The organism is Microcoleus sp. K4-B3 (genome assembly GCF_036704615.1).
Classification (GTDB): Bacteria; Cyanobacteriota; Cyanobacteriia; order Cyanobacteriales; family Microcoleaceae; genus Microcoleus.
In genome coordinates, this window is record NZ_JAUBSF010000132.1 from 1 (window position 1) to 12,282 (window position 12,282).

Sequence of the window (12,282 nt, forward strand, 5' to 3'; positions counted from 1 at the left end):
TGAGCAACAGCTTGCCTTCTGTTAAAAGGCAGCTACTTTTAGCTGTGACCATTTTTTAGTCTAAACTCCAGTAATTAATTTTTTTGAATGAACCGCAGAGGCGCTCTTGACGCAGAGGAAGGTAATAGTAGATTAAACAGCAATTATTGGCAACGATTATAAAATATATTAACATCAGGTTAAGAAACTCAGCCTTAGCCTGGGCAGAGGGATACTAAATATCGATCTAATTTTAAGGTATCGCTCGCCCCAAGTCCTAAAATAGCGATCGAGCAAGCCTATATACTTAAATGTTAGGGCAAACACAGGGACACTGCCCCTACCGATTAACAACTTATCAAGAATGATGCCAGCAAGTTTTCTCCCAAAATCGATCGCACAGCTAACAGAATCTACCTCTATTGCCTTAGCCCAAAGCATTCAACGAGAGGCAATTACAACTCCCCTATCTTCTGAGCCCATTGCCACAACTTACGCGCGCCAAGGCAGCGGAAACACCCCTATTTTGCTAATTCACGGCTTCGACAGTTCCTTGTTTGAATTCCGCCGCCTGTTGCCGCTGCTGGCTGCCGAAAATGAAACTTGGGCGGTTGATTTGTTGGGTTTTGGCTTTACAGAAAGAGCGGCAGGTTTGGCATTCAGTCAAAAGGCGATCGCCACTCACCTCTACTATTTCTGGAAAACGCTAATTTCGCAGCCTGTAATCTTAGTCGGCGCTTCAATGGGAGGTGCAGCAGCAATTGATTTCACCCTCACCCATCCCGAAGCTGTCAAAAAATTGGTGTTAATAGACAGTGCAGGTTTTGCCGTCACTTCTAATAAGGGAAAATTTCTCATTCCTCCCTTAGGATATTTGGCAACTTCATTTTTGCGAAATCCTAAAATCCGCCAGCGAATTAGCATCAATGCTTATTTCGATGAAAAATTGGCTTCTGTAGACGCTCAAACTTGCGCTGCTTTGCACTTAGAAATGCCCAACTGGAATCAAGCTTTAATTGCGTTTACCAAAAGCGGCGGTTACGGAGGTTTTCGGGATAAACTGTCGCAAATTCAGCAGCAGACGCTGATTTTGTGGGGAAAACAAGACCGCATTTTGGGGACGGCGGATGCGGCAAAGTTTGAAAGTGCGATCGCCAATTCTCAACTAATTTGGATACCCGACTGCGGGCACGTTCCTCACTTAGAAAAGCCACAGATTACCGCGCAGCATATTTTAGAATTCATAACAAAAAGCGGACTCACGGAAAACATTTAAACGCAGGGTGCGCCGCGGCGCACCTTACCTATATTTTTTCCCTTGCGCATTTGGTATGTATAGTGTGAGGTCAAACAGACAGGTTTCAAACTTTCGGCAAATACTTCTGTACGATCGTCCATCCTGTGATCAACACAGTCACAAATCCCCCAAACAAAGCCAAATTAGTGCTGATGTGGAGGGGACGCGCCCAAGGATGTTTAGGGCCAATTTGCAGACCGCTCCCAACAGAAACCAACACCAAAGCAACAACAGCTAACCCCGCCGGTAAATGAGCCGAGTGACCCAAATTGCCGTAGTATCCCAGGGTACCGACTACACCAATTCCCAGCAGTAAAATTACCAAAGTCGCCATCCCCGCACCAGTCGCCAAATGAAAGGGACGCAGCCATTTTGGGCGCGGCTGTTTCGTACTGCGGGCGGCAAACATCCACGTTCCACTAACGGCCAGCAACAGGTAAGCTAACAGGGAAACACCCATTGACCAAGCCGCTATTTTCCACAACCACAAGAAAGAAGGCAGATTCATGATTTAAATCCCAAATGAGGGATTTGCAACAAAGGTTTCATTCCGATTTTACCTGGACTTGAAAGCAAACAAGAATAATTTTGAGAGAAAGTGCGATCGGACTATCCAGAGCTTGCATCTGTCTTAGCTTGAAGTCAAACCCACTTTCTCTCATACTCAGCTTAATTTACGCTAGAGATTTGTCGCTCCCGTTTTTAGGAGCCGCCTTCCCATTCTAGCTTCCTGGTTTTGCTCTCAAGGAAAGGCATTTTATAAAACCCTAATTTTTGTTCTAAGATTAATCGGAAAAAAGGCAGACCTTCTATCAAATATCTTTTCCAGAGCCTTCTCGGTTCACTTAACAGTCGGTACGCCCATTCTATGCCGACTTCGCTCATCCATTTGGGAGCTCTTGCTTTGCAACCAGCTTCAAAATCAATGGTTGCACCTACTGCTAAGAAAATTTTGACGTGTGTTAATTTGCTCTTGTATTTAACCAGCCACTTCTCTTGCTTGGGGGCTCCCACCCCTATGGCCAGAACTGTAGCTCCTGATTTATTGATCGCGTCAATTATGTTTTCACACTCTTCCTCATTGTTTTCAAAGCCAAAAGAAGGAGAATGTGCTTCAACCACTATTTCTCTACCAATTTTTTGATTAATTTTTTCCTGGGCTTTCCTAGCAATACCTTCAGCAGCTCCTAGCAAAAATATTTTAATCTTCTCGTTATCTTTGTGATACATATAAAATGCAGGAAACAAGTCAGAACCTGAAATCTTTTCTTTGAGAGGAGTTCCCAAAAACTTGGAGGCATACATCAATATTTGACTGTCGCAGACTCTATAACTAGATTTATTGTAAGCTTCATAGAAGTCGCGGTCATACTGCAACTTAATCAAGTGGTCTACATTTGGGGTAAATACGACACCGCCTTCGCAGTCGAGTTTTTCAAACAACTCTGTTATTGAGAAGTTATCTATCGAGACATTCAATAAATTAACTGTGTTCATGTATTATTGCCTTCCCGGTTTATATGAAACTACAACTCAAACTATTATAACCCACAATACAGCTTCGTGTTTTCACTACTTGGGCGCTTCAGTGAATATACTTTCTTAAGTATATGCCCGTACACCCTACCTGTCCAGTCAGGATTTTTAAAGATTGTGTAAAGAATCAGGTCGTTTTAGTAAAAAGTATATTAAGCCCATTTTTCTTTACAAATCGCAACATAGTATCAATAAAAAACCCATGCCGTGCTAATAGTTGAAGCATTGCAAATTAAGGTCAAAAAATTTTTTTGCCTTAATTTTAAGCTATTGACAAATATAGCGCAACTTCCGAACTTGATTTAATGCAAAAATAGGAACTTTTTTAGTTGTTGTATTCAGCGACGGCAAGATATTTTCAAGCTTGAAGTGAAGCCGCGCATTCCTGAAAATCATCCTGATTTTTGGTGAACCAGCGACTGTCTTCTTGGTGGCGAACTGGTTTTTTTGGTCTTAAGGCTTTCGGGAGCTTTTAAGACCAGACCCGATATTCCTCCAGCAATCATCGCAAAAATCGGGTTAACCATAGCGTTCAAAACACAGTCAAACACGTACATAACTAAGGCTACTCCCAGGACGGCAGCGGGCGCTACTTTGGGATTAGACCAGGTTCTGGCGGGATACTTGAACACGCAAAAGACGATAACAGGAAGTAACAATGAAGAAAATAGACTAGCTAAACCGACGGCACCGTTGACGCCAAATGCAATAATCCATAAGCTGTCGGTGACCGAGATATCTTTACCGGACTGGTCGTACACGCGGTTGCCGCCAGAATCCCCCCAGCCAAAAAGAAATCTTTGCCGCGCTTTTTCCCCCAATATCTCTTCCATGTCAAATCTAAACTTCAGAGAGGCGGCTCGTTCTTCGCCAAATATTGGAGTGATGAAGTCCATCACGTCTTTGCTCGAAAATTGACCCGATGCAGCTACGTACAGATAAAATACTATATATCCAATTATAAATAGCAGGGGCAAAGAGGTGCGAAACCACTTTGCCGAGAATAATACGAGTAACGCCATTGCAAATAAACTGTAGGCGCCAGTAGAACGGCACAGCAAAAAAGCGATCGTTAATATAATTGCTAAAGTCTTGATGTTGCGGCCCATAAACTTTTTGATCACCCCAGTTTGCCAAAGCCAAACTGCGATTAAGGCGGCTGTCATCATCCACACGCCCACCATCAAACCGTGCTGCATAAATACTACCGGTCTCCACCCCCCCAAACGCCTTGCTTGGCCCCAGTCCTCAAAGGCATTGACGCCGTAAATCATTTGGTGCAGAATTGGGCCCTTAACACCTTCAATTAAAGTAAAAGGAATGTAAGCCAACCCACCTGCAACAATCCCGATCGCCAATTGTCGCAGCCCGTCTAAACTACCCAGATACAAGCGTCCTAAAAAATAAGGCAGACCCCAAGTAACGATTTGGTTGAGAGTCGGAGAAATCGGGCTGCCGCCATTAGTAACTTGTGAAACAATTGGGCACAAACAGCAAATTACCATTGGCACGTCCAGCCAACCGGGCTTAAAAGTGGTGATGCGCGCAGTATCGTAGATAAGAGTCCCCAGCAAAATGCCGTAGCAAGCTGCCGAGATTTTGGTATAGGGCGGCAATAGGGGGATGGGATAAGAAGCTTGCGGCAAAAACAGCCACGCTGCAACAAAACAGATAATTACCGCCCGTTGAGGCGGATACCTCACAAACAGGTAAAAAACGATTGGAATAAAGCCGAACATAGCAAGTGGGATTAATGCAACCATAGTTTTTTTTGCAGTAAAATTTTAGAAAGACAACTTAATTTGCCCAATAAAAATTCTCGCTTAAACGATCGCCCAACCCCAATCTTTTAAATCAACCTCTATTTTACGCCTTCGCCTTGTTCGTTAATTGTGCTTGAGGTTCCACAGCAGCGTACAGTGCCGCCTCGAAGAGATTAGTTGCATCCTCCCAAGTATAATTTATCACCGTCTCCAAAGCAGTCTTGGACATGGCCCGCCATTCGGCATCAGACAACTGACAAATCTGCTCGATCGCTTTTGCCATATCCTCTGGGTCATTTGGCTTGACAAGTATGCCACCCCCGCCAGCAAGTAGTTCCGGAGCCGCACCAGCAGGAGTGCCGATGACTGGAGTGCCGCAAGCCATAGCTTCTAAAATTGGCAAGCCGAAGCCTTCGGAGCTGCTGGAAAACAGCCAAGCATCGCATTTGCTGTAAAATTCTTTTAGTTGCTCTTGAGTAGGTGCCTTATTATACTCCGTGCCATCAGGCAGCAAATTGGGAGGAGGAGTATCGCCCGAACCAAAGGCAACTAAATGAAGGTTGGGAATTTTTTCAGCAGCTATAGAGAAAGCTTTCAGGGCAAGATCGCAGCCTTTCCAAGGAGTTGTAGAATAGTACATCCCAACGGTCGGAACTGACTGCTTGCCTCGCGGCTGCTTGCCTCGCGACTGGGGGTCGTAAAACTGTTTGGTGTCCACGGTGGGAGGGACGAGAGATACAGACAAATCGCCGTATTCATTCCGAGCTATGTCGGCCAGCCACTGGGCCACAGCGATTTTGTGCATCGGCAACCGCCAAGTTGCCTCTACTCGACCTTTTGGTATGTAGTCAAAAGCCTCGTAGTGTTGGAGAAAATATACTTTCCTTCCTTTCCTCGGAGAGAGTTTTGCCACCCACTCGGCAGTTTCCCACCAAGTAGCCATGACAATATCGGCATCAGGTACGTCAATGTCGGTAATTGGACGGTAGGTTTCGAGAACTCGGCATTCGACATCCACCTTGTCAAAGTGAGACTGTTGTTTCTTGGGAGCGGACTGCCAACCCCTACCTCTGAGCAGCGATCGCAATTGTTGGATCAAAGTCGGTGGCCCCGGGGGCGTAGAGACGATAAATATTTTGTGTCCTCGCTTTTGGAGAAGTTCTGTGTAAATAGATAACACCCTCATGCCACCTGTAAGACTAAGGGTAGGCAGGACAAAAGTAATTTTCATGAATAGATGCTGAAGATTGATACTGGTTAAAACTCCTCCATAACAGCAAGTTCGCACTTACCAGCCTATTTTTGGCTTTTCAGCAGGGTGCGGGTCTCTGCTGGAGGCGATCGTAACTCGATAGTCGAGCCGATCTTACTTTGTCGTCAGGGACTTTTCCCAATTACAAATCGGGAAATGTTTGAGGACTAGACAAGTTTAACCTGTAACGGCGCGAGCCTTAAAACCTCCGTTGCACTCTGGTTCAGATTTTGGCCGATCGCTTTATAACCAGTATTCGCTAGTCAGTGGGGTCAGAATTCGTGTCGAGACTGCTGGGTAGAAAACAGGACACGGGCGATTTTGGTTGTGGCAGAAGCACCCCACCAAACAATATAGAGTTTCTGCTGAGAATCCCGCGCCAGAGCGAGCGGCTAGCGCAGAATTTCAAATGGCTGCAGTTAGCATGTAACCTGCTCAATTTGTTGGTTTGTCGCTGCTGGGGGCGCATCGTAGGGAGAAGAGAAAACTATATTAACGTCCCGCTGTTTAGATTTGTCTACAGCAACTTTCAATCCCGCTTCAAAATGAGCCGTGGCATCATCCCAAGTATAATTGTTCACCTTGGCATAGGCCGCTTCTGACATGGCTTGCCACTCGGAATTCGGTAACTGACAGATATACTCTATGGCTTTAGCCATTTCTTCGGGATCTTCTGGTCTTACAAGTATGCCTGTACCGCCGCTCAAAATTTCAGGAGCAGCACCTGCTGGGGTACTGATGACGGGAGTGCGGCAGGCCATCGCTTCGATAATTGGCAAGCCGAAGCCTTCTGAGCGGCTCGCCAGCAGCCAGGCATCGCATTTGCTGTAATAGTCTTTGATTTTGTCTTGGTCGGGTTGAATTACATACTCGGCATTGGCCGGTAGGGGCAATTCCGAGGATGGGGCCTCTGTACCGAAGGCAACCAGACGCAGGTTGGGGATCTTTTCAGCAGCTAAGGCAAAAGCTTTGAGGGCGATGTCGGTTCCTTTCCAGTAGATTGGAGAGTAAAGTATGCCAACTGTAGGAACCGATTGTTTGTTGCGAGGACTGGCGTAAAATTGCTTGGTGTCCACGGTAGGAGGAGCTAAGGAAACTGTGCGATCGCCGTATTTAGTCCGAGCTAGGTCCACTAACCACTTAGAGATCGTAATTTTGTGCATGGGCAGCATCCAGGTTGCTTCTACTCTACCTTGAGGTAGATAATCAAAAACTTCGTGGTGCTGGATAAAATAAGCTTTTGCTCCTTTGCTGGGAGAGAGTTTGGCTACCCACTCGGCGGTTTCCCACCATGTGGCAACTACTACGTCAGCATCAGGTACATCTTTGTCCTCTACCGGCCGGTAGCGATCGGTAATTTTGTGTTCTACACCTAAGTTATCGAAAAATGAGGGTTCGTTTTCAGGTGTGGAAATCCAACCCCGTCCCCGCAGCAGCGACTTGACTTGCTGGCGCATACTCGGTTGGGCGTGGGGTACAGAGATGACGAACACGGAGTGTCCTCGCTTTCTCAAACGTTCTGCGAAAATAGATACTACTCGTATTCCACCAGTCCAAGACAGAGTAGGAAGCACAAAGGTGATTTTCATTTTTAAGTCCCGCTGAAGACTCCGATTCCCTTATGGCGCTGCTACCAGCGCTGATGTTAGAGATCGAAAGGAAAGAGGGGCGGGTGAATATTAATTACCGCTTTCCTGGTGTGTACATAGAATCCAACCTTGCGACTGTTGGCAACACGCCAGTATTGATATGCCACAAGTTCGCTGTCATTGAATGGATAATAACAACTGATGCGATCGCGAAACAGTCCTATAGGGATAATTTTTAGGTGGGCAAAAGTTCCTCCTAAAGACTGATTCATCATCAAACAGCAACTTTTTTCGCAGCAAACACCAAGCTAAACAACACTTCCTCTATAACAGAACAGAACTTGCTTATGCTACATAAATGGAGGTACGGGAAACCGAAAAGCACCCAACCTTTAAGGTGGGGACCAAAAGTAGCATAGGTAACAATCTAGAGTAGATGGATGAGCGCCGTTCGCAAAATTTTATACTGCATTAAAGATGAAATTCTTATTTTGAGAATGTTGATTTATCGATCGCTCCAACAGCTCTAAACACCGATCGGCGATTGTGGTTTTTTGGTAACGGTGCTGTCGATATTGCTGGACACAATATCGTATTCTGTCAGGATTCAGAGATAGTGGTTTTTTCAAATACCTGCTGAGGCGCGATCGAGCGAATGACCGTCCTGGACGCGCGAAGGAGGGAAAAAACCGGGTTTTTCAAGCGATATCCCTTTCCCTCACTTATCGTATGTTCGTGAAAAAATCCGGTTGATGCCTCCACTGTTTGAAAAAATAGGTTTCCCAATCGTGCTACACAACAAAGAGTTTCACCGATATAAATTTAATTAGCTGGCTGATTTTTAAATTTGTTAATAAAAGGCGATCGCATGAAAAAATTCCCAAAAGCGACTGCCACTTGTGGGTACAGTATATTATGTAGCGTACCTGCGCACGTCCTGTCTAAGTAATTACCGTAAAAAAAATCAGCAAATTATTCAATGACCATGTAAAGATAAAAGGAATACTCTGGATCGATCGGCCTAGATCGTGCCAACGTTGACTCCTAAACTGCAACTGCAACTTCGCAATATGTATCAAATGACCTCGCTTACAAAAAATTTGATGTTATGAAAGAATCATTCTTCCTAAGTTTGCGATTCCGGATGACAATCGGTGTGCTCTTGGGGGTTGTGCCGCCGATGCTTGCAGCGATATGGTTTGCCAGTTTTCACGCAGCTAACATTATTCGATCGCAAGCAAAACAAAACCTCGAATTAAAAGCAGATGTCTTAACGGAAAGCATCTCCCGGTGGGAACAAATGAACGTTCGATTGTTGCGCAGCATCAGTCAAGATCCGAGTACAGTCAGCATGAATGCCAGCAAACTGTTGCCGCTGCTAGTTGGCATCAACCGCAGCTATAGCCACATATACCTTGCCGAAGCTTACAATTTAGAAGGGTACGTTGTTGCCCGCGGCAGCGGCACGCCGCCCGATCGCATCAAACGCAGCGATCGCTATTGGTTTAAAAGTGCAGTTGCTGGGACTGAAATTACTCACGAAGCTTTGATATCTCGCTTAACGGGAAAACCAGCAGTTATTTTCTCAACACCCATTCGGGAATTTGCTAGTTTAAGTTTGGGCGATCGAGGAAATTCAGTCAGCGAATTGCAGCAGCAACTCAAACAACTCGGCTATTACAAAAACGAAATTACGGGAATTTACGGCAACGCCACCGCCGAGGCCGTTGCTCAATTTAAAAAAAAATATTCAGGCTTGCCGGCAGGTAGCCGCGTCGATTTTACAACCAAGCAGCTTCTCGAACTAGCAACTAATTTTCAACAAAAATTTCCTCAAACACACCAATTAAATCCAATCGATAAATCTGCCGACCAACAGGGAAAAATTCAAGGAGTAGCTATTATAGGTATATTATTAAGCGACATCGCTCGCTCGATTGGAACAGTCCGGATCGGGAAAACAGGCTTCGCTTTTTTGGTTGACAAAAAAGGTCAATTAATCGCTCACCCCGACTCGAACTTACTTGCTCAAAAGCAACTAATAAACCTCAGCAACTATCCGCCAGTCAAAACCCTACTAGCAGGCAAAAGTGGTGCATTTTACTTCGCCGACGATCGGGGAGTGAAATGGCTTTCATGTCTGAACCAATTAGAAAGTGGTTGGGGCGTAATTATCTTGCAGGAAGAAGCCGAGGTTTTAGAAAAAGAACAGTTATTTTGGCAGTTTGCAATTACTATTGCCGCCATTGCAGTCTTGGGAGTTGGCGGTTTGACGTGGATATTAACCAGCCGTTTGGTTCGGCCGATCGGGGACTTGACAGTTGCAGCAGCACAGTTGTCTAGCGGTGACTGGAATCAGAGAGTAAATATCGATCGCCAAGATGAATTGGGAACTTTAGCCAAAGCTTTCAATCGCATGGCTGTGCAGTTGCAAAAGTTATTTGCTAGCTTGGAAACCAAAAATCAGGAAGCAGACAAAGCTCGCACCGAAGCTGAAACAGCTAGCAAGGCAAAAAGCTTATTTATGGCAAATATGAGCCACGAACTCCGCACGCCTCTGAATGCGATTATCGGCTACAGCGAAATGTTAGAAGAAGAAGCCTTCGACCTCAATTGTGAAGAATTAGTCCCTGATTTGCAAAAAATTAATAATGCAAGCAGACATTTACTATCTCTCATTAATGATATTTTGGATATTTCTAAAATTGAAGCTGGTCGCATAGAATTATACTTAGAAACCTGCGAGATTTCGACAATAATTCAGGATGTCGCTACTACTATTAAACCTTTGGCTGACAAAACTCGCAATATTTTCGTAGTAAAGTGTCCGCCCGATATCGGCACGGTTTATACTGATGTTACTAAGATTTATCAGTGTTTGTTAAACCTGCTGAGCAATGCCAGCAAATTTACCGAAGCTGGTGAAATTACTTTAGAAGTAAGACGCTTTAGAAGGGAGAGGGAAGAGGGAAGAGGGAAGAAGGAAGAAGCCCAATGGAAGTCGGAAGAAAAATTTAGTTTTCTGGGAGGGGAGGAAGTAGAATCGGATGTTTTAGGTTTAGAAGCGAAGCGAGAAGGAGGCCAAAGCGAGAAAGAATCAGAATCGGATATTCCGGCTGGTGAAGAATGGATTAGTTTCAAAGTCAGCGATACTGGAATTGGAATGAACGCAGAGCAAATTGAGAGAGTATTCCAAGCTTTTACGCAAGCGGATGAGTCTACTACTCGCAGGTACGGTGGTACGGGTTTGGGACTGGCAATCGCCAAGAAATTCTGTCAAATGATGGGTGGAGATATTAGTCTGGAGAGCGAGTTGGGAAAAGGGTCAATTTTTACTGTAGAATTACCGGCGATAGTCACTAAAAAAGCAGCTAGTTAAAGAGTATTTGCCAACCAATCATTGCCAGCGCAAAATCTGCGATCGCGTGGCTGATATAACTAGACCAAAGTGAACGGTAAGTCAGATAAGACTGAGACCAAATTATCCCGGCGGCGAAGACAGCTAAGGAGCCTAATATCACAGCCTGCCAGTCGCTGTAAGCTGCTATTACAAAAATGTGGTGGAGGGTGAAAAATAGCGAACTCAGAAATATTGCTTTTTTTCCCGGTATGAGAATCTGGCACTTGTTGCAGACAAACCACCGCCAAGTAAATTCTTCAATCAGCGAGTTAACCAGCACAAAATATGCTTCAACAATCAAGTAAATATTAGCACTGCTAATACCTAATTGGTGCGATTTTTGTTTAGCAATTACAGGATCGATCCAGTGCTGACCGAAAAGCCGATAGATACCTACAATCATCGCAAACATGAATATTCCCCACATAGATCCAGCCAGCAACTCTTGGCGCTTGGGCAGGGATAAACTGAGCTTTTTGCGATCGACAAAAACAGACCACGCGATCGGAAAAACCAGCAACCAAACTTGACACAAGACTGACAGTGTTTGTCCCCAGCTTCCCGGGGCAATATACAAGCCTGCTATGATACCAATACTAGCCGCAGGGACAAGCAGTGTTAGAGCCAATAGTGCTGTTTTGCGATCGCCCATATCTAACATTTTTCACGCTTCATTTGAAAATTGGATTGAGCTCGAAGGAAAAAGCTTGGCGGCGGACAAGTTATACCACTTTCAAGAAACAATGCAACTATATGCCCAAATTCCCAACCCTTATGCAGTCAGTCATTCTCACGTTTTTAATCTAAAATGGTATGAGTTTTGTGCAGTTTACAAAATTTGCGCTTATTTGTTGCAACTAAAAATTGGTAAAATGGCGATCGCACGGACGATCCTACTAACCCGGAATTACTCTAAATCTACTCAGTTGTGTGCTTTATGAAATCCGAGCGATCGTTCTATTTCAGGTTCAGCACCATTTTGCAGCCAATCAAGAGGTTTTTCTTCCATTTGGGCTGGGTTTACCCATATAATATCTTTAAGCCGATCAACCTGTACTGCTACTTTAGCAAAACTTTGTCTTACTTTGTTATCAAGTGAAATTACTGTGCGATCGGTAGCGATCGCAGCTTCCACCAACCGCAAATCTTTAACCATTACTTCGCGCTCTTTATCGCTCTCGGCTATTGCTTCAATTTGACACCACAAATCATTATCTACCGCGATACCGCAGGGACATAATTTCTTCTTGGCCACCATCCGGCGCAGCCATATACGAGCAGATTTTGATTGATGTTTGTTCCACTCATCTCTAATATCTGGAGTCATCACAACTCGGTGAGAAATATCCAAGACAGCTTCGAGAAAATCCCGACAGTACACCGATATGGGATCATTGGTAACAAGTTAAGCTTGTATGGCAGTTGTCAAGGGGATTTGAGAAGATGTGTCAAAGAAAAATTGATGA

10 protein-coding genes are annotated in these 12,282 nt (G+C 44.7%); 2 read left to right on the top strand and 8 right to left on the bottom strand.

Features of this window, described 5'->3' with window-relative positions; all coding sequences use genetic code 11:
- Window positions 1-346 precede the first annotated feature (346 nt).
- Entirely contained in the window at window positions 347-1,255 is a 909-nt protein-coding gene (locus QUA78_RS30110) for an alpha/beta fold hydrolase (RefSeq protein ID WP_445302463.1), read from the top strand.
- Between the two features lie 85 nt (window positions 1,256-1,340).
- On the opposite strand, the gene QUA78_RS30115 is transcribed toward QUA78_RS30110, so the two are convergent.
- The 6 genes from QUA78_RS30115 to QUA78_RS30140 all read right to left on the bottom strand — a co-directional run bounded on the left by QUA78_RS30115 (window position 1,341) and on the right by QUA78_RS30140 (window position 7,691).
- Complete coding sequence (locus QUA78_RS30115; protein ID WP_333305474.1) at window positions 1,341-1,784, bottom strand: DUF4079 domain-containing protein; 444 nt, start codon at window positions 1,782-1,784, stop codon at window positions 1,341-1,343.
- A gap of 194 nt (window positions 1,785-1,978) precedes the next feature.
- Entirely contained in the window at window positions 1,979-2,773 is a 795-nt protein-coding gene (locus QUA78_RS30120) for a WecB/TagA/CpsF family glycosyltransferase (RefSeq protein ID WP_333305476.1), read from the bottom strand.
- Window positions 2,774-3,204: 431 nt separating this feature from the next.
- A complete protein-coding gene (locus tag QUA78_RS30125; RefSeq protein ID WP_333305478.1) occupies window positions 3,205-4,575 on the bottom strand; it encodes an O-antigen ligase domain-containing protein in 1,371 nt (456 codons plus the stop codon).
- A 103-nt stretch (window positions 4,576-4,678) separates the two neighbouring features.
- Complete coding sequence (locus QUA78_RS30130) at window positions 4,679-5,806, bottom strand: glycosyltransferase family 4 protein (protein ID WP_333305480.1); 1,128 nt, start codon at window positions 5,804-5,806, stop codon at window positions 4,679-4,681.
- 440 nt (window positions 5,807-6,246) lie between these two features.
- Window positions 6,247-7,416 (bottom strand): glycosyltransferase family 4 protein, encoded by a 1,170-nt coding sequence (locus QUA78_RS30135; protein WP_333305481.1) that lies wholly within the window; start codon window positions 7,414-7,416, stop codon window positions 6,247-6,249.
- A gap of 56 nt (window positions 7,417-7,472) precedes the next feature.
- Window positions 7,473-7,691, bottom strand: a complete 219-nt coding sequence (locus QUA78_RS30140) for a hypothetical protein (RefSeq protein WP_333305483.1) — start codon at window positions 7,689-7,691, stop codon at window positions 7,473-7,475.
- An 869-nt stretch (window positions 7,692-8,560) separates the two neighbouring features.
- Here QUA78_RS30140 and QUA78_RS30145 point away from each other — a divergent pair.
- The gene (locus QUA78_RS30145) at window positions 8,561-10,795 is read left to right on the top strand and encodes an ATP-binding protein (protein ID WP_333305485.1); all 2,235 of its coding nucleotides are present in this window, start codon (window positions 8,561-8,563) and stop codon (window positions 10,793-10,795) included.
- Here QUA78_RS30145 and QUA78_RS30150 read toward each other — a convergent pair.
- Window positions 10,788-11,477, bottom strand: coding sequence for a CPBP family intramembrane glutamic endopeptidase (locus QUA78_RS30150; RefSeq protein WP_333305487.1), 690 nt, complete (start codon window positions 11,475-11,477; stop codon window positions 10,788-10,790). The two genes, QUA78_RS30145 and QUA78_RS30150, sit on opposite strands and share 8 nt — an antisense overlap.
- A gap of 261 nt (window positions 11,478-11,738) precedes the next feature.
- A complete protein-coding gene (locus QUA78_RS30155; RefSeq protein ID WP_333399191.1) occupies window positions 11,739-12,167 on the bottom strand; it encodes a hypothetical protein in 429 nt (142 codons plus the stop codon).
- Between the last annotated feature and the right edge of the window lie 115 nt (window positions 12,168-12,282).

What these genes read in the sequence shown, in the direction of transcription:
- QUA78_RS30110 (WP_445302463.1), top strand. Translation starts at nt 347, where the DNA reads ATGCCAGCAAGTTTTCTCCCAAAATCGATCGCACAGCTAACAGAATCT.
- QUA78_RS30115 (WP_333305474.1), bottom strand. Translation starts at nt 1,784, where the DNA reads ATGAATCTGCCTTCTTTCTTGTGGTTGTGGAAAATAGCGGCTTGGTCA.
- QUA78_RS30120 (WP_333305476.1), bottom strand. Translation starts at nt 2,773, where the DNA reads ATGAACACAGTTAATTTATTGAATGTCTCGATAGATAACTTCTCAATA.
- QUA78_RS30125 (WP_333305478.1), bottom strand. Translation starts at nt 4,575, where the DNA reads ATGGTTGCATTAATCCCACTTGCTATGTTCGGCTTTATTCCAATCGTT.
- QUA78_RS30130 (WP_333305480.1), bottom strand. Translation starts at nt 5,806, where the DNA reads ATGAAAATTACTTTTGTCCTGCCTACCCTTAGTCTTACAGGTGGCATG.
- QUA78_RS30135 (WP_333305481.1), bottom strand. Translation starts at nt 7,416, where the DNA reads ATGAAAATCACCTTTGTGCTTCCTACTCTGTCTTGGACTGGTGGAATA.
- QUA78_RS30140 (WP_333305483.1), bottom strand. Translation starts at nt 7,691, where the DNA reads ATGATGAATCAGTCTTTAGGAGGAACTTTTGCCCACCTAAAAATTATC.
- QUA78_RS30145 (WP_333305485.1), top strand. Translation starts at nt 8,561, where the DNA reads ATGACAATCGGTGTGCTCTTGGGGGTTGTGCCGCCGATGCTTGCAGCG.
- QUA78_RS30150 (WP_333305487.1), bottom strand. Translation starts at nt 11,477, where the DNA reads ATGTTAGATATGGGCGATCGCAAAACAGCACTATTGGCTCTAACACTG.